The following is a 23,148-nucleotide window of genomic DNA, read 5'->3' on the forward strand; positions in this document are numbered from 1 at the left end:
AACTGTTAATCAATAACAATAAGCTCTAAACCTGTTGAGAACTACTGACTACTGACCACTGACTATGAACCCGTCATATATTCATTTTTCAACTCGACATAGTGCGACCAGCCTTCTTCGATGCGGGCCAGTTCCTGGTCGGTAATGTGGCGTTTGATTTTGGCTGGAATCCCCGCCACCAGTGTCCGTGGCGGGACAATCATGCCTTCGGGCACAACCGCGCCAGCCGCCACGACTGATTCGTCGCCAATCACCGCACCATCCAGAAGAATCGCACCCATGCCAATCAGGCACCGGTCGCCAATCGTGCACCCATGTGCCAGCACGCGATGCCCCATCGTGACGTAGTTTCCAATGGTGAGCGGAAATCGCCCACCGGTCACGTGGAGCACCGAAGCATCCTGAATGTTGGTATGATGGCCGATGCGGATTGGTTCCACGTCGCCGCGAATCACGCAGCCAAACCAGACGCTTGATTCTGAACCAATCCTGACATCACCGATCACCTGTGCACTTTCTGCAATCCACACGGTTTCGTCAAAAACCGGGAGTTTCCCTTGATAGCTGATTAACATGATGTTGCCTGTCACAAATGGAATTGAAACTTCAGCGAGTGAAGGTGCGACATCTTGCCATTGATCCCACGGCAGAGCAAGAAAGGGTTCAGGGTTCAGGGTTCAGGGTTTGATGGAAATCCAATTTTTCCAATGAGTTAACTAGCTGTTCAGGTTCAATGTCCGTTGAAAAACAAAATAATACCAGTTTGTAGTCAGTAGATCGTAGTCAGTCGTTCACTAACTTCAATTGGTTGAATTACTTGACTGTTTTCTAATGCGATGACTTCATTCCACAATGGTATCACTCTTTTTTTAACCTATTGTTTTACTCAGGCTCAGAATAAACCAGTTGAACTTGATACAGTTCCCTGAATTCTAAACCCTGAACCCTGAACCCTGAACCCGCAATGGTATTGGTTGACGTTCGGTGAGGTGACAAGTAGCATTGCCTCCGCCTCACTTTTTCATCAATCACGGTTCACAATTGATCACTTGATCTGGTTTCTCCTGAAGCTGCTGCCTCAGGTCTTTTCATTTCGCGCTCTGGCGCCTTTACCACGAGTCCAGACATTCGACCATGAACTTTTCATCACTGACACGCAAAAAGTCTATCTCGCTCATTCAAAAAGATGCCGCCGCCGGATTTTCTGATGGGGAAGGTCATGGCGGAGGCGAACTGATTCGGACACTCACCACCCTTGATCTGACCGCGCTGGGAATTGCCGCCATCATTGGCGCTGGGATTTTTTCGACGATTGGAAATGCGGCCTTCAACGGTGGTCCAGCAGTTGTGTTTTTGTTTATTTTTACCGCGATTGCCTGCGGATTTTCGGCATTATGTTATGCCCAGTTTGCTTCGATGATTCCGGTATCTGGCTCTGCCTATACCTATGCGTATGCAGCATTTGGCGAACTTGCCGCATGGATTATCGGCTGGGACCTGCTGATGGAATATGCCATCGGAAATATTGCCGTGGCAATTTCGTGGAGCGACTATTTCACCGCCTTGATGGCGAGTTTCGGGATTCAAATTCCGCAATACCTGACCATGGATTTTTTAACCGCTTCACGTGGGGCTGAAGCTGTAACTCAATTGCTGGCGAAGGGGCAAACCCTGACCCAAATCCAGGCTGAAAGCAAAATGCTCTATGAAGCACATCTTGCCTGGACCACGGCGCCGCATCTGGTTGGCCCGTTACGCCTGGTGTGTGACCTTCCGGCTCTGGTCATTACCTTATTGATTACCACGCTGGTGTATGTGGGGATTCGTGAGTCGAAAAAGGCTTCAAATGCAATGGTCGCCTTAAAGGTAACCATTGTGCTGTTTGTGATTGTGCTGGGTGCGTTTTATATCAAAACCGAAAACTGGCACCCCTTTGCCCCAAATGGAATCGGCGGCGTGCTCAAAGGCATCTCAGGTGTGTTTTTTGCCTATATCGGATTTGATGCCATTTCCACGACGGCTGAAGAATGCCGTGACCCCCAACGCGACCTGCCCCGCGGGATGATGTATTCACTCATTATCTGCACGATTTTGTATGTGTTGATTTCACTGGTGTTGACGGGGATGACCAGTTACAAAACGCTCCAGGTTGGTGACCCACTGGCGTTTGTGTTTGGTCCACAGGTGGCTAACCTTCAATGGGTTGAAATGATTGTTGCTGTTAGCGCTGTGATTGCCATGGCCACCGTGTTGCTCGTGTTTCAACTTGGTCAACCGCGAATCTGGATGTCAATGAGTCGCGATGGTTTGCTGCCCAAGATCTTTTCCGCGATCCATCCCAGGTTCCACACCCCGTGGTTTTCGACGATTATCACCGGATTTCTGGTGGCCGTTCCCGCACTGTTCCTGAATTTGACCGAAGTGACCGACCTGACCAGCATCGGGACCCTTTTTGCCTTCATTCTGGTATGTGGTGGCATTTTGATGTTGGATAGCAGCAAGATCGAAGCTAAATTCAAGGTGCCATATGTGAATGCTAAATTCATCATCCCAGTGTTTTTTGTATTATTCTGGGTGATTGGATTTGTGAAATACCCAACCGAATTGACCAGGTTCTTCACCGGAGTTGATCTGGTTGACCCAAGCCTGTCAGGGTGGGAAGTGATTAAACATCGGATTCCAACCTATGCCTTTATTCTGATTTCAGCCGGATTGTCGGTGATGTGTTTCTTGAGAAATCTATCGTTGATTCCGGTTTTGGGACTGCTCAGTTGCGGATACCTGATGTCTGAACTCGGAATTACCAACTGGGTGCGATTTTTGGTCTGGCTGGCGATTGGTCTGATGCTCTATTTCACCTATGGTTACCGCCATTCAAAGCTCGCCAGGACTCAAGCCTGATGAATGAAGAATTGAGAATGAAGAATTGAGAATGAAGAATGAAGAGTGAAGAAACCAATTGGTTCTTGGTTCTTCGAAGATATTGGTCCAAAGCACTAAGTACCAGGTTTTTTCATTCTTCATTCCCTTAATTTCGCCCAAAATACTGACCTCTTCCTCAGTTTTCGTCACAAATTCGATTGATTGAGCCCGAGCCAAAGGACAGAAAGGACAGAAAAAACAGGGTGGAAGTCAGTTTCGTCATCGCGAAGGCTCAATTTCGGTGAAGTTCGATTCCACTCTCAGGACCTGACCGCTTCCCGTTTACGCGGCAGGTCCCGCCCTGGTCGGCAGCGGTCTTTGGGCAAGGTTGTCTTATTTTGGGCAAAATTTGGGTCATTCTCAATTCTTCATTCTTCATTCTTCATTCCCTGATCCCCTGGCAACTGGGTATTCCTGGTTGCTTTTTCTTTTTTCGCACAGTAGAGTTTTGGTTTCCGCAAATGATCATTCAAAACACTGTAACTGCTTTAAGCAACCATCTTTGAGGCAAGTTGCAAGTTGTCCGTCTGGGTGTTGTCTCTCTGCAAAGTTAGTGAAGGGCATTGCTCGTTTGGGCCGATATTGTAAGAACGGGAAACCGATGCACCATATTTTGTCAGTGCAATACTCGTCAGCGCACGTGGATGCCACGACAGAAGCTAGGTTACCCACCTGTTGAAAAACAGGTTCAAACAGACTGCTACAACGGCTACGCGGAGAGACCCCCCTCCAAAAGTATTTTCGTGTGACTGGCGAGGTCGTGCATCACGACCTAAACCGACAAATCCCTTGCCTGTTTCAATCGCCTCACCTCTTCCAACCTTGTTCAGTTCCATTGCTATGAAAATTTTGATGATTGGTGATGTTGTCGGCAGTGCGGGAGTTCGTCTGTTGACAGATCGCCTCCGTGATGTGCGCAAAAAGCACAAGATTGATTTTGTCGTGGCCAATGTTGAAAACATTGCCAACGGTGTCGGGATTCTTCCCCACCTGGCTGAAGAATTGCTGGCTGCCGGTGTGGATGTGATGACCTCTGGAAATCACGCTTTTGATCGCAAGGAAGCCACCGACTACTTCAAATCTGAGCCGCGCATGCTGCGCCCGGCCAATTATCCGGAAGGGGTGCCTGGGGCCGGAATGTGGCTTGGCGAACACAATACCGGCGTTTCGATTGCCGTCATCAACCTGATGGGGCGTGCCAATATGCCCCGCACGGACTGTCAGTTTCGCAAGGCGGACAGTCTGATGAAAGAGCTTTCAAACCGGGCTGATGTCATTCTGATTGACCACCACGCCGAAGCGACGGCTGAAAAAATTGCGCTGGCGCGATATCTTGACGGCCAGGTTTCGGCGGTGGTTGGAACGCACACCCATGTGGCCACGGCTGACGAACAGGTTTTACCCGCTGGAACAGGCTACATTACCGATATGGGCATGACTGGTTCCCACTCAGGCGTGATTGGAATGTCGCTTGATAGTGTGCTGGAACGTTTCCTGAGCGGTCTTCCTGTCCGGCTTGGAAGCGCCGAAGGTGATGTCCGAATGAATGGTGTATTGATTGATGTTGATACCTCGACCGGTCATTCGACGGCGATTAGCCGGTTGTGCGTGCGGCACTTTTAGTACCAGAACCAAACCCTGACAAGGTGACAGGATGACAAAATGACTTTTTTTATCCCTCATCCTTCATCCCTCATCCTTTCCGAAAACCCTGAACCCTGCTTTTATGCTTCTTGTCATTGACGTTGGAAATACCAATACCGTCCTCGGCGTCTATCAGGGCGAAAAACTGACCAACCACTGGCGGTTGACAACCGAACGCGAGCGGACGGTGGATGAATATGGCATTTTGTGCCGTAACCTGTTTGAGTTTGCTCATCTTGAACCAGACAAGGTAGACGGTATCATCATTGCTTCGGTTGTGCCGCCACTCAACTTCACACTGTTTCGGATGGCGATGGTCTATTTTCGCCAGGAGCCGTTGTTTGTGCGGCCTACGGAAAACGTAGGCATGCCAATTCGGTATAACTCGCCAACGGATGTTGGTGCTGACCGAATTGTGAACGCGGTGGCGGCTTTTCAGCGATATGGTGGCCCCTGTGTCGTGGTGGACTTTGGAACGGCAACCACCTTTGACGCGATTTCGGCTGAAGGCGAATATCTGGGCGGAATCATCACCCCAGGCGTCAATATTTCCTCCGAAGCACTGTTCCAACGGGCGGCGCGGCTCCCCCGCGTAGACATCCGCCACCCCGAAAAAGTGATTGGCGATTCGACCGTGACCAGCATTCAGTCAGGATTGTATTTTGGCTATATCGGACTCGTGGAAGGGATTTTAAAGCGGATGGAAGAGGAACTTGGACCGCTCAAAGCCGTGATTGCCACGGGTGGGCTGGCGCGATTGATAGGAAAAGGAACGTCTGTCATCACTGAGATTGACGACAACCTGACGTTAGAGGGACTCCGGCTGATTTATTTGAAGAATAAAGGGGATCAGGCGACAGCCATTGACGGAAAGTAAAGCAGATTTCTCAAAACAAGCTGTCAGTACCCTGCTTTTTCCACTCCGTCAGGCAATCAACAATATCTTGAAATTTATGCTGGATTGCTTCTTGTAAGGGGTTTCTTCGAAAATCCGCATCTGGATTAGCACCATATATCAAAAGTAGTCGAACAATCGGCAGCCCTTCCTTGCAACTTGAAGCATAATACAAGGCGGTCTCTCCCCAGGACTTCTTTACATTCGGGTGAGCCCCGTTCTTCAATAACATTTCGACAATTCGGATATATTCTGACGTTTTGTTTGAATATAACATCTGGCTGGCTGCCATCAGTGCTGTTTTGTTTGGGTGTATTGAGTTTAGATCAATCCTCTTTTCAAGCAGGTATTGAACTTGATCAATATCTCCTAATGCTGCTGAAGTGACAAGTTGTTCCCCTTCATTCGACCAGTCTTGTGTGTCCCCATCGTTTCCAATTGATTCAATTGGGCAGGAATCCACCGCTTCCTGAACCGCAACCCATTCTGCTTCGGTTTCTGGTTGTTTAAAAACATAGGAAACACCTTCATGATCATTGCGAGTGAAAATAGTCGGCGCACAATCTCGACACACATCACAATCAAGACAACTCCAGTCAACATACACCTTCCCTGGAATTCCTTCAGCCACCCGATGTTTAAAATCTGCCATACACAATTACTCAAATTCAGGCTCAACCCCTAACGCCCGCAATTGCTCCATCAATTTTTGAACCCGACGTGCCTCGGCATCAGCCCGGTTTTGTTCAACTGTAGCGCGTTGAGCCTCAGCGTCGGCCCGTTGAGCTTCGGTTTCGGCCCGTTGAGCTTCGGTTTCGGCCCGTTGAGCTTCGGTTTCGGCCCGTTGAGCTTCGGTTTCGGCCCGTTGGGCTTCGGTTTCAGCCCGTTGGGCTTCGGTTTCAGCCCGTTGGGCTTCGGCATTAGCGCGTTGGGCTTCGGCATTAGCGCGTTGGATTTCTTGTTGTGCCGCTTCTTCTGGGGTCGGAACCAGCGTGCCATCTACCAGGAACAATCGAAGCTGCCGTTTTTCAACCCCCAGGAATAACTGCAAAACTTCACTCCAACGGTGACCGCGTTCGTTAGGGGGGATTGGTTGATAGTGGGCTCCGACCAAATGAAATCCTTCAAACTCAAGAGTAATCGGCGAAAACCAGAAGTATTCCGGTGTGTGAAACTGATTCTGGTAGATTTCCTTTTTGGTCGTGCGGTCATTCTTTTCAGTTGATTCTGAAAGCAGTTCAATAATCAAATCTGGGAACTTTCCTTCCCTCCACACTGCCCAGGAGCGTCGCTGACGACGTTCGGTGCCAGTGACCACAAACAGGTCTGGCCCAACCAAAGTCTTCTGTTTCAGTTCTTCAGTTTTGAAATAAATGCTGAGGTTGGCACCCAAAAAGAAATCGGTTCGTTCCCGCCAGAGCCATTCCAGACTGACATACAGGATCAACGCTTGAAGATAATGAAGTGAAGATTCCATCTCGGGTTCCTTGCTTTCAAGGAGTGGTGAATCATCTGGAAGGAGCGCGAGCGCATCCTGTTCGTCCAGTTCAGGCTCACTCGTCCAGGGAGGTTCCACAGGTACGGTTGCGACATTTGACATAGTAGTTCCTTTCCGAACCCATAAGCGGCATCAAGCCGCCGCACTCCAAAGTAAGAAAATCGGCATCAAGCCACCGCACTCCGCCGCCGCCCTCCGAAAAAAGGTTAGCCCGTTATCCAGCCACCGCCGACAACTTTGTCCCCGTCATAAAAGACGGTTGCCTGACCGGGTGTGATGGCGCGTTGCGGTTCGTCAAAAACAACGCGCACCGTGCCATTTTCTTCTGGGAAAACCGTGGCTGCCGCCTCACCATGCCGGTAGCGAATCCGCGCTCGAACCCGAATGGATTCAGTTAGTTCTGGAATCGTGATCCAGTTCATCCGGGCCGCCGTGTACTGTTTGCCAGGCAGGTAATCACCTGATCCCACAACGACCCGTTTGCGAATCGGATCAATGCCAACCACATAGAGCGGCTGACCATCCGGCGAATTGATTTTCAATCCGCGCCGCTGCCCAATCGTGTAGCGGTGGGTACCTTCGTGATGCCCAAGCACTGTGCCATCGACGCCAACGATTTCACCGGGCTCAGGGAGCGTTCGCCGTAACCCCAGTTGAACCAGGGCTGAGGCCACGGGGGCCTGTGGTTCGGCATGGACTTCGCCACCAGCTTCCTGCAGATAGCGCTCAATAAATCGGGCATAGTTGCCATCTGGAATGAAGCAGATTTCCTGGCTCTCTGCTTTTTCAGCCGTCGGAAGTCCATTGCGGCGAGCAATTTCGCGAACTTCGGGTTTCGACAGTTCGCCAAGCGGAAACAGGGCGACGGCCAGTTGTTCCTGGGTTAACTCAAACAAAAAGTACGATTGATCTTTGTTTGGATCCAGCCCTTTGAGCAACTCATAGCGTCCAGTTTCATGGTTTAAGTGAACGCGGGCATAGTGACCTGTCGCCACTTTGGCAGCGCCAATGTCTTCCGCCAGTTTGACCAGCGTTTTAAATTTCAACCGGCTGTTGCAGGCAACACAGGGGCTTGGCGTGTTGCCGTTGACATAACTGGCAACAAACGGGGCTACCACATGCTCTTCGAAATCCTCTTCGAAATTAAGCACATAAAACGGAATCCCGAGATGGGCTGAGACCGAACGCGCATCATACAAATCATCCAGCGAACAACACCGCGAAGGGAGCGGTTCACCGTCCGGTCCGACATTGATGCGGCGCTGATTCCACAACTGCATCGAAAGACCAACAATGTCCTGGCCCTGCTCTTTGAGCAATGCCGCCACGGCAGAGCTATCCACTCCACCACTCATCGCAACTGCAATCTTTTCCATGATGTCCAACTATCTAACTGGGAATGAAGTCAGTCCCACCTGTGTCAACGGGTGGGGGTTGATTCTAAGTCCTTGATTCTCATTTCTCAAAGCAGGTCAACCGGATCAACTTCAACCATGATGTGATATCGGTCAGGGTTGTTCTCTGGTGTGAATGCTTTCCCGGTTTTGGCTGCCGCATCATCAGCCAGATAGGTAAACGCCAGATCGAGAACATCACGTAACTTACGACGTTGCCGGGCTTTAATCAAGATCTGATACCGGTATTCCTGCTTGAGTTTCGAGAGCGGTGCTTCTGATGGTCCCAGAATGCGCACGGTGTTGTCACCCTGAGCGGCAGCCCGGAGAAACTTTCCGAATTTATCTGCCAGCGTTGACCCCTGGGTGGCATCTTTATGGCGAACAATAATATTGGTCAGGACTGAAAACGGCGGATACCACAATTGTTTCCGGAAGTTGATTTCCCGATTGTAAAACTGGGTGTAATCCTGGGTTCGAGCGCATTGCAACGCATAGTGTTCTGGGTGATAGGTTTGCAGGACAACACGGCCCGGTAATTCACCCCGGCCAGCCCGACCAGACACCTGAGCCAGCAACTGAAACGTGCGCTCACCAGAGCGGAAATCCGGCAGCGCCAGCCCGGCATCAACCGAGACCACCCCGACGAGCGTGACATTCGGAAAATCGTGCCCTTTGGCAATCATTTGGGTTCCGACCAGCACATCCAGGCTTCCTGACGCAAATTCACCCATGGTTCGTTCAAAGACACCCCGACGGCGGGTGGTATCCCGGTCAAGGCGGCCAATTCGAAAATCAGGAAACTGGGCTTGCAGCAGTTCTTCGAGTTGTTCAGTGCCTTCTCCGACAAAGTAAATAAACAAACCGTTACAATTTGGGCATTGTTTGGGGACTGGCGCCTGATGGTTACAGTAATGGCACACCAGCCGCTGGTCAGCCTTGTGGTAGGTCAGTGTCACGTCGCAATCCGGACACGGAATGCTTTCTCCGCAGCGACGGCACAGCAGAAAGCTCGAAAACCCTCGTCGGTTGAGCAGGACCATGCTTTGTTCACCTTTGGCCTGGGTTTCTTTGAGTGCCAGCAAGAGTTCATCGGAAAACACGACCTGTTTGCCATGCCGTTTAAACACTTCGCGCATATCCACGACCTCGACCGTTGGGAGTGCCCGGTTGGCAAAGCGTTGATTGAGTTCGAGTTTTCGGTATTTCCCGGTTGAGGCGTGGTAGGCTGATTCGATGGCCGGTGTGGCGCTTCCCAAAACAACCACGCAGCCTTTGCGGTGTGCCCGGAGCACTGCCGTATCACGTCCGTGATAGCGTGGTGTTTCGGCCTGTTTATATGATGTATCGTGTTCTTCATCCACCACAATCAATCCTAATTCAACCAGCGGCGCATAGATTGCCGACCGGGTGCCAATCACAATCCGAGCTTCGCCTTCGCGGATGCGTTCCCATTCGTCGAGCCGCTCCCCTTCCGAAAGTGAAGAATGCAGAATGGCCACCAGCGACCCGAAACGTTCGGCCAGTCGTCGGGCAAACATTGGAGTGAGACCAATTTCAGGCACCAGCATCAGCGACGATTTGCCTTGTTCAAGCATCGCCTGCATGGCTGCCAGATAGACTTCGGTCTTTCCGGATCCGGTGACGCCCTGGAGCAAAAAACAGGCATATTCATTGCGCTGGCTGGCTTCCAAAATCGAAGCCACCGCCGCCGTTTGGTCTTCATTGAGTTCAAAGCCGTCGTGGCGGGGAAGGGTTTTCAACAGGGCCAGCGGATCACGACGGACTTCGCGAATCACCAGTTCGACCATCCCTTTCTGGGCCATGGTGCGGACAATGGCCGGGCTGACAGCCGCTTTTTCGGTCAATGCCGGGAGTAGCAGCGGTTCACCGGCTTCTTTGAGTGTTGTCAGGACTCGTTCCTGGGCGTCGGTGCGTTTGTGGGGTTTGGCTGGTTCTGAAAGTTCCAGTTCAGGCGGAATTACGGGCGGCAACTGAACCATTGTCTGGCGTTTAGCCTGAACGCGGCGTTTCCCAAGGGCCTGTTGCACCTGCAAAAACCCTGCCTTTTCGAGTTCACGCACCAGTGCTTTGACCCGATTCTGAGAGTAGTCTGACGGCGCATTTTCAATCAGTGCCGTGCCGCCAACTTCGGTGAGCCAGATCAGAAATTTCCATTTCGTCAGATGATGGCGCTGGGCGGCCTGGGCTTCTTCAAGTTCATGCCGGCCATGGGCAGTGATGGTAATTCGAACGTGCGGAACGGCCTGCAACCCGCTTGGAATCGCAGATTTGAGCACTTCTCCCCAGGGTGCGTAGTAGTAATCCGCCACCCAGTGGGTCAGGTCCAGGATTTCCTCAGTCAGGAGTGGTGTTTCATCCAGCCATTCTTCAATGTCTTTGATGCGTTCGACCGGCACACTTTCATCCGGCGCATCGTGCAGCGCCACGACATATCCCACTTGAACCGATTTTCCAAATGGAATAGCCACGCGGCACCCGCGTTGCGCCAGGTGATGCAGGCCCTGAGGAATCCGATAGGTGTACGTCTGGTGAACTGCCGCTGCGACAGCAACTTCGGCATACAGTTCTTCAGCGGTAACAGGAAACAACGTCGGTACTTCGGCCACGATACTCACACAATTTTCCATAACATCCAGAGTTGAGCGGTTGCGTGCAAGTTAACCTCAACAGGTGGCATTCGTGCCAGCCTAAAACAAATGGATTGGAAGAAAAATTACGGAGTAATTATAAATTGGTTTCGTTTTTTTGCAAGGCCAAGCCTGCCGCGCCCAAATCTGGGTTGTACCTTTTATCTCAGAGACTGTTTGGAAATTCAGGGTTTGAACCTGCGAAGCGGGTGGAAGGCTCGTCGCCCAGGGTTTTAACCCTGGGAAACATCGCCTTCTCACCCCCACCCGGCCAGCCGCCGCCTACGGCGGCGGCTGGCCGGGTGGGAAAAGGGTGGGGAGTAGCTGGTTCCCAGGGCTCGATGACTCGCCCTGGGCTACGAGCCGACACCCAGCTCCTGGGCTGAGAACCAAAACCGGCTTCAACCCTTAACTGGCATTACTACTAACTACTGACTACTGACTGGTATCATTGATTGATCTGTTTTTTGATTTTTTCGATGTCGAGTTTGCGCAGGTAGGATTCAAACCGCCGATAATACCAGTGCGAGCCGATACGGTTCATTTCGGTAATCGCGTCTTCCCGACTCCAGTCATCAATGACAATTCGATAGGCCGCAATCATGAGTCCGGTTCGGTCAACTCCTTGCCGGCAATGGACAAACACTGACTGTTTTGAAGCCGCCGTCACGGCTTTCAGAAACTGAACGACGTCCGCTTCTTTGGGTTTTTTGAATGGATTCACGCTGACCGGAATGTGTTCGAAGGTCAGTTTTTCATCATCCAGTATGTTGACGTCATCGCTGTCAGAGCGGAGGCTGATGATATGGGTGATGCCCAGCTTTTTGAGTTCTTCAAACCCTTTGTCTGACGGTTGACCGCCTCGATACAGCCTGTCGGTAACTTTGTAGAAATGATCTATCTCCGAACTAAGGATTTGCTCTGTCTGGTGATTGCTCGTTGCCGTTGTGATGGAAATCGAAGCCGATTTTTTGACATTTGATGTCAGGACTGGTGGTTGTTGGGCGAGTGTTGTCTCCGCCAAAACTATCACCAGGCTTCCAGCCAGAAGGCTCAAATTCAAAAGCACCCGAAATTTCATGAGACCCCCATCTGGTTGACGAACGGTTGAGAAACGTGGGGACAGCTTCTGGGTGCTGTTCCTGGATTTATGGTTGGCCGGCGGATTGTGGTGCCGCCGACGTTCCGACGATCACTCCGGATGAAAAAGAACCGGCATAAAAGTGATTTTCGCGAAACAGATCAAATGCCACTGCCCAGACACGATGGCTGGGGAGCTCTTTTTGATCAATGCGTCGAAATTTTCTTGCTCCATCAGTCGAGAGGTAGAGTCCGCCGTGACTGGCATCACCGACCAGGATTTCATCCGGGTTGCGTGGGTTGAACCGAACCGAGGCTATTTCTCCATACGGGATGCCGTGTCCAAGTCGCTCCCACTGTTGCATTCCATCCCGGGTCATATACAGCGAATGTCGAGTGCCGACCAGAATCATTTTGGGATCACGTGGGTTAATTGCGATTTCCTGGACAAACGATTTGTCGTCAAAATCAACTTCAATCTGTTTCCAGGTCTTTCCCTGATCCAGGCTGGCATAGAGTCCATTTGAGGTACCCACCAGAATAGTATCCGGTTCGTGGGGTGTTGTCGCCACGGCAAAAAATCGCCCGGTGTACCCTGTCACGTTGAGTTTTTCCCAGCCTTTGACCGGATCGTAGGTCCGGAAAAGTCCTTCCCAGGTGGCGGCCACCAGGCCATTGCGTCCGTCACCAGTCACTGAAATTTCCATCACATGTCCATCCAGATCCTGAAACAAACTGCCTGGAGCTTTGGCGGTTTTGGTTTGGTCGCTGGTCACTGCCGTTTTGGGTTTGGCTGGAGCTGGCTGTGATTTTTTCGATTTTGCTGATGCGTGGTGTTTGGTGGCTGTGTTTTTGGTGGAGCTTTTCTGGTTCCCGCCCGCCGCTTTTTTTGATTTGCCGGGAGCTTTGGTTTTGGCACGCGGCGGTGGTGCTGGCTTCACTTTTTTCATCTCCAGGCGCTTCCAGGTTGTGCCTCCGTTTTCGGACAGAAACACACCGTTGCTGGTGGCGGCGTAGACCTGCGACGCATTTCCGGGGTTGAGCGTGAGCGAGTAGACGTCTTTTGGGCCGATTCCCTGCGATGACGGGTACCATGACTGACCGTTGTCATTTGACAAATAGACACTGCCTTCAGCTCCATTGTAGAGCACTGAGGTCAGCAACCGGCCCGGCTGCATCGGATCAACCACAATGCTTGAAACCTGACGAGTGACAAACCCTCGATTGGAGGGCACAAACGTTTCCCCTCCGTTTTCACTGACCAGGATGCCACTGTTGGCCGTGCCAATCACCACGCGATCAGGTGTTGTTTCGTGGATCTCAATCGCATTGATCACGGTTTCTTTTGAGGTCACCAGTTTCCAGGTTGTGCCGGCGTCGGTGGTTCGCCAGAGACCTTCGGTCGTACCGGCAAAAATGGTGTCAGGATGAACCGGATTTTGAAAAATGATATGCGTCCGACGGGCGCTGTAGGGGATCCCCTGAAACTTGGTCCAGTTTTTTCCAGCATCCAGGCTCCGGTAAATGCCGCTGCAGGCGCTGCTAAACACCCGGTCTGGATTCCCTCGATCAATATGGATGCTGAAAATATCGGAATCATCCAAAATCTGAGTTTCAGTGCCCTTCGTCGAAAACCAGCTCTTCCCACCATCGGTGGTTTTCCAGGGCAGGTGCCAGGTTCCAGCATAAATGGCTTTGGTGTCCCGCGGATCAACCGCGACCGATTCAATGTTGCGGAGTTCCGGATGATTGGCCGGAGAAATACGATCCCAGGATTTTCCGGCGTCGGTGCTCAGAAAGACACCATCGAGTGCACCCGCCACGATCATTTTTGAATCAGTTGGCGCCAGGGTCAGGGCTCGGATCGAATGGTCTCGAAATACATTTTTCCAGGTTTTTCCGCTATCCGTGCTTTTATAAATCGCTCCGTCGCGTTTTTCACCCAGCGCCCACATTCCCAGATACACCGTTTCAGGGTCGCGCGGGTCAATCACCAGGTTGTCAATCAAATTGCCGGATTTGTTAAAAGTCGAGATCCAGGTCCAGTTTCGCGTGCCATCATTTGAGACATACAGTTGCCCGTCTGAGGTGCCGAGAAAAAATTGTTGTGGATTGGCTTCATTTTGAACCAGCGAACGAACCGTGCCGCCAAAAGGGCCATTGAGTTCCCATTCAAAATCAATGTTGGCCGTGGTTGCGTTCGAATCCGGGTCTGATCCCAGAACCCTGGCTGAAAAGGGTTCTGGCGACCAGGCCATCCCCAGCGTCAGAAGCAGACACAATACAGTTGTAAAATAAGTTTTTGTCATAGTGTTTTTTGGGTGAAGTGGTGAAGTAGCGGCTCAAGAGTGAGTAGCGAGTAGCGAGTAGTCAAACCCCTTATCGTTCACAATGTGATTTATTCAGTAAATTCCGAACTGTCAAAAGTAACCATCTCTGGACTTCTCAAACTGAAATTTGGGTTGACTACTCGCTACTCGCTACTCACTCCTCGCTCTTGTCCAGGTCTGCTCATCTTAAATGACGACCACCATCCACCAAAAGTGTTTCACCGGTAACGTAGTCAGATTCAATCAGGTAGCGCACGGCACGGGTGATGTCCTGAGGTTGGCCGCTCGGGAAAGATGGTAAATCAGGTAATGGCTGGCCGGGAAATTCGATTCTTCCTGGAGCAATGGCATTGACCTGGATCAGCGGCGCCAGGGCCAGCGCCAGGGCTTCGGTCAACATAATCAGTCCTGCTTTGGAGACCGAATACGGGATAAAGTTTGCCCAGGGACGCACCCCGCCCACGCAGGCCAGGTTGATAATTTTTCCAGCCCCTTGCCCGAGCATTTTTTCTCCGACCAGCCGGGAACACAAAAATGGAATTTTCAAATTTGTGTCGAGGGTATGATCCCAATCGGCTTCAGTGAGTTCAAAAAACGGTTTGCGGTCAAACACGGCGGCATTATTGATCAAGACATCCACCTGGCCAAAGGTTCGATACACCTGGGCGACCATATCGGCAAGTTCTTCAGATTGAAGCAGATTGGCTTGAAAGGCGGCGGCCTGTACGCCGCAGTGCTCTATCTGATTGAGGGTTGCAAAGGCTTCTTCTGGAAAGGAGCGGAAATGCAGGGCAATATTGGCGCCCTGTGCGGCCAGTTCGAGCGCCATTGCCCGACCCAGGCGGCGGGCCCCGCCGGTGATGAGCACTGTTTTCCCCATCAAATTCATGACAATGTGGCCTCACTGGTTTTTTCTAACGGAGTGGAATCGGCTGCTGATGAAACGGCTCCCAATTTTCGGACATAGGTAATGCCCCACAACCCAGGCAGGAGCGAATTCAAAATATATAATAACAACGCCGAGTAAATAGCTGCAGCCTCGCTGACGCCAAACTGCCGGAAGAGAAACACCGAGGCACTTTCCCGAACTCCGATGCCCCCTGGCGTGATAGGGACCAGGTTGGTCAATAAAATCAATGGGAAAGCAAAGGCGACGGCTTTGAAACTGACCGGTTCAAACGTGGCCACCAGCACATAGAGCGAAATGACATCCAGTACCATCAGCACACAGCCGAGACACAAATTCCACCCCAGGTCACGGAGTCTGATGGGCTCAAGTCCCGTCACCAGTTCTGACAGGATTCGACAAAGTTTGACTGGAAGGGGCATCCAGCCCAAAATCCAGGGCAGCACAATCGGCCAGAGGAGCACACCAACCACGAGGAAAAACAAGGCTGTCCCCATCACGATTTGCCACCCAAGGGTGAGGACTCCGGCTGAGCCGGCCAGGGCCAGCATTAGAATGGTTACCAGATCAATGGATCGGTCCACGATAAATAACCCGCCCGCCAGGGTTCGAGTCGCTGGTGGCAGAAAGGCAATTCGGCCCAGTTCACCTGCTCTGGCCGGAGTAATGAGCCCAAAGGCCAACCCGCCCAACACCGATACCCACGCCTGTCGAAATGAAATCGGGTGCGGGGTAACCGTTTCTGGCAGTCGGTGCAATAACGCCTGCCACTTGTAAACCCGGACCACGACCATGGCGACCCCGACCACCACCGCAATTGCCAACAGGGAAGGGTTCGCCCGGTGTAAGGCTTCGATCAGAGGTTGAATCCGCACTTTTCGAAGCAGAAAATAGAGCAACCCAGCCATCACAACCCACTTAAGAATCCACCTCACATGAAATTTGGACATGACTCAACTCAATAAAGAACCTCAGGAACCTCAACACCAAGATTTCGAAAACCCGGAACCTGGAACCCGGAACCCAGAACCCGGAATTTACCTCCACCTGCCGTTTTGTCACTCAAAGTGTACCTATTGCGGATTTGTCACCCGTAGTTTTGACGATGACTTATCCCAACAGTATCTGGCGGCAATAGAACAGGAAATTCGAGCGTTTCCTCCATCAGAGATAATGGTCAATGGGAAACGACCCGTGATTGATACCATTTATTTGGGTGGCGGGACACCTTCAATTCTCGCGCCGGAGGCAATTGGTCGGTTGCTTGATGCCTGTCGAGAGCGCTTTGACGTTACTCAGCAAGCTGAAATTACCATTGAGGTCAATCCCGGAGATACCCAACTGGAGCGACTGACCGGGTTTCGACAGTGTGGCATCAACCGGGCGAGCCTTGGCGTGCAGTCGTTTCTCGATCATCAGCTTCGGGCCACCGGGCGTGATCATACTGCCGAGCAGTCACGAGCAGCGGTGGCGGCTTTACGGGCTGCCGGGTTTGACAACCTGAGTCTGGATTTAATCGCGGGCCTCCCGAATCAAACCATGGCTGAATGGAAATATAATTTACACGAAGCACTCGCTCTCAACCCTGAGCACCTGTCGCTGTATCTGCTTGAAGTCAAAGAAGGCACCAAGCTGGCCGACCAGATTTTGAGTGGGAAACTTCCGACGCCGGATGATGATCTGGCTGCTGAGATGTATGAAGCCCTGCTGGATATACTCGAACGCAATGGCTTTGAAGCGTATGAAATTTCAAATTTTGCCCGGTCCAAAACCCTGCGATCACACCATAACCTGAAATATTGGACTGACATACCGTTTTTCGGATTTGGTGTCGGAGCGCATTCCTACGACGGAGATGAGCGATACCACAACCCATCTTCGATCCATGACTATCTTCAGTTGATGTCAACCCAGGGCATGGCCGTGGTGGGGCGAACTGCACGGACCCCGGAAGAAAAATTTTATGAAGCCTTAATGATGGGGTTGCGCTTGCGCGAGGGCGTCGAGTTGTCATGGCTGGCCAGCCGGTATGAAATGACCCTCAGCCAGGCTTTTATGCGTGAACTCGAACGCCTTTTGGAAGCTGAAGTGGTTGAATTTCAAAATGGAGTCCTTCGGCTCACCCGACGTGGTGTTTTGGTCTCAAATGAAGTTTTCGTCGCGCTGATGCCTGAATAAAGCGTGAATAGCGAAATAGTCAAATCCAGAGCATTTTTCTATTGTCACCCTGCCCCCATAAGCGCCAGGATAAGAAAACCTGTGTCCTTTCCGTTGGTATTGAATGATGCTCTTGTTAGGCTTGGGTCGCGTCCTGGTCGTGACCGTGGGCTTCGCACCACGGCTATTACACGACAACCCTCCGGGCCTGAAACCTTGTCCCCCCTGTCCCCCTGTTCTCTGTGATTGTGGCGCCCAATTTGCGGACTTCTCACCAGCGGCTGTTTGTTGAATTTTAGAAATTAAACAAATGGCTTTATTTTCAATTTGTTAAGGCAGGTGAGAAAAATATGAAGCAAATTCAATTGATTCAATTGAAAAAACAACGTGTCAATCAGAAAGGTTTAACTTTAATTGAGCTATTAATGGTGATTGCCATCATCGGGATTGTGGCATCACTGAGCGTAGCTGCCCTTCAAAGAGCATTTGGCAGTGCCTATGAGGCGCGGGCGATTGCCAATGTGCGCTCAATTGTGACCGCCCAGTTTGAATTCAACGCCACTCGTGGTCGGTTTGGCACCTTTCCTCAGCTTATGAGCGAAAATGGTAATCTGAGTGATCAATTTCAACGCTACATTGGCGGTGCGGGTGCCAGTGAGGTCGTGAGTGATGGACGCTTTGACTACAGTTTTCGCTTTGACCGGGGCGCCACCGGTTTTACGCTCGATGCTGACCCCAAGCCCGAATATGCCCGGCGATTTCGGCGCTTCCGGTTTCGTATTCGCCAAACCGTCCGGGGGCAGTTTGGGGTAATTCTGGCCAGTCCTCCGTCTGTCGAATCCCCACCCGATAGCAGCTACAAACCCATCGGCAACTGATTTTTTCGGTTGCGTCAACCCAAAGCCCTGAACAAAAGGTTGATTTAACTTCAATCAAAATTAAATTTAACTGTATCAACAGGATACAGTTAAATACCGGGAACCTGATAACGAAGCCGAAGATCCCTGAAATTCTGGCTTCGTTTTTTATTTTTGACGCAATTCATTTATTTTCAACTATTTGTGCTTGTTCTGGAGGGAGTGGAATATCATTTTGGATCATGAAAAAAGCTGTGGCACGGGTGTTGCATTAGAGGATGTCAACGAAAGTCACATAACTTGATGCGGAATCAAGAGTTATTTGACTTTGAACCCAATTTATTTTTGAACTTGAAAGGATTTGAAAAACTGTATGAAAATCGTTAACCCACTCTCATTGATCAAAACCTGCTTGCTGATGTGCGCTTTTATGGTGACGCTGGTCACCAGCACCGCTCCGGTGAAAGCGGCGATTGTGCAAGATAACCAGCCGACGGCTGTTTCAAAAACAGTGGCGGCGCCGGCCACCAAAGAACGAAAAGCCAATCCCAACACCCAGTATGGAAAAGCCCAGCAACTTTTAAAAGGTGCTGGATTGTACCGGGGTGAAGTGACTGGCTACAAAAACGACGAAACAGTTGAGGCGTTAAAAGCCTATCAACAGCAAAATAATCTGAAAGTCACCGGGACGCTGAGCAAAGAGACCAAAGACAAAATGGGGATCGTTGCCGGCACCAGCAAATCTGTAAAGTAAGATCAACTTCCATCCTTCGTTCTTCGAGCTTTACTGCAGAGTGTCTTGTTCATCCCTGAGTGTCAGGTCTTTTGACCCTTTTCCAGAATATTGGAAAAGGGTCTCTTTTTTTGTGAGTTGATTCATATTTTTGGATTTTCATTCATTATTCTGCAAGTTTGGGTTATTGAGATCACTGGGAACCCATCAGAATTGGCGCTTTCTCGAAAAATAGATAACCGGCACTGGTAGTTTTCCCGACTGATATTTGATTGAATTCAAAGTACTTAAAAGAATTAATTGCTAATAAGTGATTTCTGACTAGATTGATTTACAGTGCTATCCCACTTCCTGGCGTGAGAATTGCTAGCTTGCTGTGCATTCCATTTTTTTGAACCCCCAATCAGTTTGCTCAAAACAATCAAAAAGATAACTCCTCAGGCTGTAAACCAGCTTCTGCCTGCGAAATGCCTTGTTCCTTATCAACTTCAGTTTATTTGGAGCAGGTTTAAGTTGGTTCCTTTTTTTGCAGGTCAACAAACAAGAATTGATACGGAGGGATGTACAATGAAAGCAAAGGTTTGGTCTTTTACTCACTCCTTGATTCTCGCCATCGGGCTGATTTTGATCGCAAGCCAGGTAACGGTTTTCGCTCAGTCAGCAACGGGTGGAATTCGGGGACTTGTGACTGATGAAAGCGGTGCCGTGCTCGCCGGCGCCGAAATCAAACTCAAAGGTGTAGATACGGGTGCTGAAGCATCAACCACCACGTCTGGTGATGGATTGTTTCGCCTTCCGGCTCTGACACCAGGGTTGTATAACGTCACGGTCGTTGCCGCAGGCTTCAAGCGTGGCGAATTTACCTCGGTTGCGATTAAACTGGGGACTGACATTACCTTAAATGTCACGCTTCAACCGGGCGGCGCTGATGAAATTGTCGAAGTTTCCGCCAGTGACAACGTTGTGTTACAGCGTGATGTCTCGCAGCTTTCCACCAATTTTGAATCGCGCAAAATCACGGATTTGCCGATCAACACGGCTGGCGGTGGTGTGGACAGCATTGCCTACCTGACACCCGGTGTCGTCAACCCGGCGGATGCTGGTTTTACCAACACCAATGGCGGCGGCGGGATTTCGTCCAACGGTGGACGTTCGCGCTCCAACAACTTCAGCATTGATGGTCAGGACAACAATGACATTTCGGTGGCTGGTCCATCATTCTTTGTGGACAACGCCGACCTGGTTCAGGAATTCCAGATCATTACCAACAACTTCTCCGCTGAATATGGCCAGTCGTCAGGCGCGGTCGTGAATATCGTGTCCAAAGGTGGCACCAATGAATTTCACGGAACACTGTCATATTTCTTCCGTGACCGGAAGAATCTGGATTCGTTGACCAACATTGAACGTCGCCAGGGATTGAAAGATCCGCCAGCCCGGGTCACCAATACCTTTGGCGCCACGTTTGGCGGACCGATTGTCAAAGACAAATTGTTGTTTTTTGCCAGTTATCAGGGGATTCGGCAAACGGAATCGTCCTTGTCACAGTCCACGGCTTCGGGGTTGACCCCAACACCCGCCGGTTTGCAAACCCTGTTGGGAATTGCTGATTCCAACATTGCCGGTGTGATTCGAGCGGCGGCGCCGTTCAACATTTCAAACGGCAACCCGACCATTCGGCCTGACATCGCCACCCGGTTGATTCCGGTGACGGTGGGTGGTCGCACGGCTCAGGTTGAATTCGGTGCGATTTCGCGCCAGATCAATCAGCCATTTGAAGAAAACTTTGGTTCCATCCGCCTGGATTGGAACAAGAGCGAAAAACTGCGCATTTTTGGCCGCTATTTCTACTCCAAACAGGAAAGCGCCAATGCGACTGGAAACTTCCAGAACGGGTTCTTCGGAGATGTCCCGGCCCGCACCCAGCAGGCCGGTGGCACGATTGTGTACCAGCTTTCACCCAATGCGGTGAATGAAACCCGAATCAACTACAGCCGCATCCGCGTGTTCTTTGGCGGTGGTGGAAACAGCACGATTCCGTCAGCCAGCGATGCCGGGTCGGCGGTGGCCTTCTTTAACCTGCCGGCTGGTTTTCTGGATTGGGGCGTGGCGACCAACCTGCCCCAGGGCCGTATCAATGACAACTATCAGGTGTTAAACAATTTCTCCTACATCGCCGGGAAGCACTCGCTCAAGATGGGGCTTGATCTCAAGCGCCGCTTGACCGATTCTTTCTTCCTGCCGCTGCAGAACGGTCAGTTCAACTTCACCAATTTCAATAACTTCTCCAGCAACGTCGTTGCCTCAGGGAACATTGCATTTGGTGAAAACGTGGTGAACTTCCCGGAATTCGACCAATTCTACTATTTCCAGGATGACTGGCGGATTCGTGAAAACCTGACCCTCAACCTCGGCGTGCGCTATGAAAATAGCGGCCAGCCAATCAACGTGCTCAATGATATTACCACTGAACGTGAATCAAATCCGGAAACGGCATTGTTCCGGTTGGATGTGCCGCTTGAAGATCGCATCGTGCGCCGCATTGAAACCGACAAAAACAACTTTGCTCCTCGGCTTGGGTTTGCCTACTCCCCACGGTTCTGGAAAAAGATTTTTGGCGATAGCAACACGGTGTTCCGTGGCGGATACGGGATTGCCTATGATTTGGCGTTCTACAACATCTTGTTGAACGTGCAGACCTCAACCCCAACTGTCTTTTTGGTGAGCGTCCCCGGTGGCGCCGGAATCGTTCCGGCTGACCCAACTGGAACCTCGGTTCGTGGTGCTTTACAGCGCCTGGCGCCACTCCGCACCCTGGATCCGCGCCTGTTGAACCGCACTAATGTCGCTCAAGACTTCCATGCTCCATATACCCAGCAGTATTCCTTCGGGATGCAGCGCCAGTTTGGCACCAAGACCGTGGCTGAAGTCCGCTATGTCGGAACGACGTCAATCGGACAGTTCCAATCCGTCAATGCCAACCCGCGCATTGATGCTCTGGCACGTGATTTTCCGGGCTTCCTGCCATCAGGTGTCCGGCCATCCCCCAATGGTCGGCTGATTGCCGGTAATGGATTGCTCCGCACGCGTATCAATGGTGCGACCTCAACCTACCACTCACTGCAAACGCGATTGGATACGCAGGCGATCAAAGATTTGAACCTGGGTATTTCCTATACCTACTCTAAACAACTCGACAACGCGTCTGAAATTTTCGGAACGTTTGCTGGTGGTGCAACAACTGCTTTTGCCCAGGATCCATTTAATACAACTGGTAGTGAAAAGTCATTTGGGGCGTTTGATTTCCGCAATGTACTGGCGTTGAACTTCCTGTATGACATTCCATTTTTCCGCGAACAGCGTGGCGTCGTAGGCAAATTGCTGGGTGGTTTCCAGCTTTCTGGAACGTACCAGGCGCTACCCGGCCAGCGGTACACCCCAGTTCAGTTCTTCTTCGGCAGCCCATACAACGATGGTGGATTTACGGCGGCATTCAACGGTGCGGCTGAATCGCTGCGTCCGTTCTATGGCAACCCGAATGCACCTGTTGGAACAGTGGCGATTGACCAGCAGACCGCCACGGATGTGTTTGGCTTTACCTCAACCTCGCCAACCGGTTACTTCCTGCTCAATGCCTTCAACCAGAACGGCGCTGAGGTTCCAGTCAGCGTCAACGATGTGCGGTTCATTGCCAACACCGGTGCCACGGCCCGGATGTTTGGTTCACCATATGGCAATGTGGCGCGCAACTCAGAAAAGGGTGACCGGACTTCAATCGGAAACTTTGCGATCTTTAAGACCACCAATGTGACCGAACGCATGAAGCTGCAGTTCCGGGCTGAATTCTTTAACGTGTTTAACACCCCGAACCGGGGCGTGCCGGATCCATTCATTGATGATGCGGGAACAACCTTTGCTGATATCAATGAAAACGGTGGTGGACGCCGGACGATCCAGTTTGGTCTGAAGTTGATCTTCTAAGGTTTGCCAAAAACAAAAGTCCTCGATCTATTCTCTCCAGGAGGTGGTTATGCCACCTCCTTTTTTTGATGAATTCAACGAATGCCTGCCGCTTAAATC

The 23,148-nt window shown here is 51.1% G+C and carries 17 protein-coding genes and 1 other RNA gene; 9 read left to right on the top strand and 9 right to left on the bottom strand.

The window, feature by feature from the left end:
• Nucleotides 1-62: 62 nt before the first annotated feature.
• Nucleotides 63-575 carry a gamma carbonic anhydrase family protein gene (locus HY774_09970; GenBank protein ID MBI4748805.1) on the bottom strand — a complete coding sequence of 171 codons (513 nt, stop codon included), beginning with the start codon at nucleotides 573-575 and terminating at the stop codon, nucleotides 63-65.
• A gap of 559 nt (nucleotides 576-1,134) precedes the next feature.
• Between HY774_09970 and HY774_09975 the strand changes: the two genes are divergently transcribed.
• The 4 genes from HY774_09975 to HY774_09990 all read left to right on the top strand — a co-directional run bounded on the left by HY774_09975 (nucleotide 1,135) and on the right by HY774_09990 (nucleotide 5,443).
• Nucleotides 1,135-2,901, top strand: coding sequence for an amino acid permease (locus HY774_09975; GenBank protein MBI4748806.1), 1,767 nt, complete (start codon nucleotides 1,135-1,137; stop codon nucleotides 2,899-2,901).
• A 557-nt stretch (nucleotides 2,902-3,458) separates the two neighbouring features.
• Nucleotides 3,459-3,646: non-coding RNA, 6S RNA (gene ssrS, locus HY774_09980), on the top strand.
• A gap of 116 nt (nucleotides 3,647-3,762) precedes the next feature.
• On the top strand, nucleotides 3,763-4,545 hold the full coding sequence (locus HY774_09985; GenBank protein ID MBI4748807.1) for a TIGR00282 family metallophosphoesterase: 783 nt from the start codon (nucleotides 3,763-3,765) through the stop codon (nucleotides 4,543-4,545).
• Nucleotides 4,546-4,648: 103 nt separating this feature from the next.
• Complete coding sequence (locus HY774_09990) at nucleotides 4,649-5,443, top strand: type III pantothenate kinase (GenBank protein MBI4748808.1); 795 nt, start codon at nucleotides 4,649-4,651, stop codon at nucleotides 5,441-5,443.
• A gap of 10 nt (nucleotides 5,444-5,453) precedes the next feature.
• On the opposite strand, the gene HY774_09995 is transcribed toward HY774_09990, so the two are convergent.
• The 4 genes from HY774_09995 to priA form a co-directional block, all read right to left on the bottom strand.
• On the bottom strand, nucleotides 5,454-6,113 hold the full coding sequence (locus HY774_09995; GenBank protein MBI4748809.1) for a ferredoxin: 660 nt from the start codon (nucleotides 6,111-6,113) through the stop codon (nucleotides 5,454-5,456).
• Between the two features lie 6 nt (nucleotides 6,114-6,119).
• Nucleotides 6,120-7,061 (bottom strand): Uma2 family endonuclease, encoded by a 942-nt coding sequence (locus tag HY774_10000; protein ID MBI4748810.1) that lies wholly within the window; start codon nucleotides 7,059-7,061, stop codon nucleotides 6,120-6,122.
• Nucleotides 7,062-7,165: 104 nt separating this feature from the next.
• A complete protein-coding gene (gene mnmA, locus HY774_10005) occupies nucleotides 7,166-8,335 on the bottom strand; it encodes a tRNA 2-thiouridine(34) synthase MnmA (protein MBI4748811.1) in 1,170 nt (389 codons plus the stop codon).
• Nucleotides 8,336-8,421: 86 nt separating this feature from the next.
• Nucleotides 8,422-10,992 carry a primosomal protein N' gene (priA, locus tag HY774_10010; GenBank protein ID MBI4748812.1) on the bottom strand — a complete coding sequence of 857 codons (2,571 nt, stop codon included), beginning with the start codon at nucleotides 10,990-10,992 and terminating at the stop codon, nucleotides 8,422-8,424.
• 116 nt (nucleotides 10,993-11,108) lie between these two features.
• Here priA and HY774_10015 point away from each other — a divergent pair, with 116 nt between their 5' ends.
• Nucleotides 11,109-11,390, top strand: a complete 282-nt coding sequence (locus HY774_10015) for a hypothetical protein (protein MBI4748813.1) — start codon at nucleotides 11,109-11,111, stop codon at nucleotides 11,388-11,390.
• Between the two features lie 62 nt (nucleotides 11,391-11,452).
• Here HY774_10015 and HY774_10020 read toward each other — a convergent pair whose 3' ends face one another.
• From HY774_10020 to HY774_10035, 4 genes are all read right to left on the bottom strand, one after another.
• On the bottom strand, nucleotides 11,453-12,085 hold the full coding sequence (locus HY774_10020) for a dual specificity protein phosphatase family protein (GenBank protein MBI4748814.1): 633 nt from the start codon (nucleotides 12,083-12,085) through the stop codon (nucleotides 11,453-11,455).
• A 67-nt stretch (nucleotides 12,086-12,152) separates the two neighbouring features.
• Entirely contained in the window at nucleotides 12,153-14,393 is a 2,241-nt protein-coding gene (locus tag HY774_10025) for a hypothetical protein (protein ID MBI4748815.1), read from the bottom strand.
• Nucleotides 14,394-14,595: 202 nt separating this feature from the next.
• Nucleotides 14,596-15,303, bottom strand: coding sequence for an SDR family NAD(P)-dependent oxidoreductase (locus HY774_10030; GenBank protein ID MBI4748816.1), 708 nt, complete (start codon nucleotides 15,301-15,303; stop codon nucleotides 14,596-14,598).
• Nucleotides 15,300-16,271: a flippase-like domain-containing protein gene (locus tag HY774_10035; protein ID MBI4748817.1), complete on the bottom strand. Its 972-nt coding sequence runs from the start codon at nucleotides 16,269-16,271 to the stop codon at nucleotides 15,300-15,302. The genes HY774_10030 and HY774_10035 overlap by 4 nt, the downstream gene beginning before the upstream one ends.
• Between HY774_10035 and hemW the strand changes: the two genes are divergently transcribed.
• From hemW to HY774_10055, 4 genes are all read left to right on the top strand, one after another.
• The gene (gene hemW / locus HY774_10040) at nucleotides 16,270-17,499 is read left to right on the top strand and encodes a radical SAM family heme chaperone HemW (protein MBI4748818.1); all 1,230 of its coding nucleotides are present in this window, start codon (nucleotides 16,270-16,272) and stop codon (nucleotides 17,497-17,499) included. The genes HY774_10035 and hemW overlap by 2 nt on opposite strands.
• A 329-nt stretch (nucleotides 17,500-17,828) precedes the next feature.
• On the top strand, nucleotides 17,829-18,356 hold the full coding sequence (locus HY774_10045; protein ID MBI4748819.1) for a prepilin-type N-terminal cleavage/methylation domain-containing protein: 528 nt from the start codon (nucleotides 17,829-17,831) through the stop codon (nucleotides 18,354-18,356).
• Between the two features lie 352 nt (nucleotides 18,357-18,708).
• Complete coding sequence (locus tag HY774_10050; GenBank protein ID MBI4748820.1) at nucleotides 18,709-19,089, top strand: peptidoglycan-binding protein; 381 nt, start codon at nucleotides 18,709-18,711, stop codon at nucleotides 19,087-19,089.
• Nucleotides 19,090-19,635: 546 nt separating this feature from the next.
• Nucleotides 19,636-23,049: a carboxypeptidase regulatory-like domain-containing protein gene (locus HY774_10055; protein MBI4748821.1), complete on the top strand. Its 3,414-nt coding sequence runs from the start codon at nucleotides 19,636-19,638 to the stop codon at nucleotides 23,047-23,049.
• Nucleotides 23,050-23,148: the final 99 nt, after the last annotated feature.

The sequence above is a fragment of the Acidobacteriota bacterium genome, from assembly GCA_016208495.1.
GTDB lineage: Bacteria > Acidobacteriota > Blastocatellia > Chloracidobacteriales > Chloracidobacteriaceae > JACQXX01.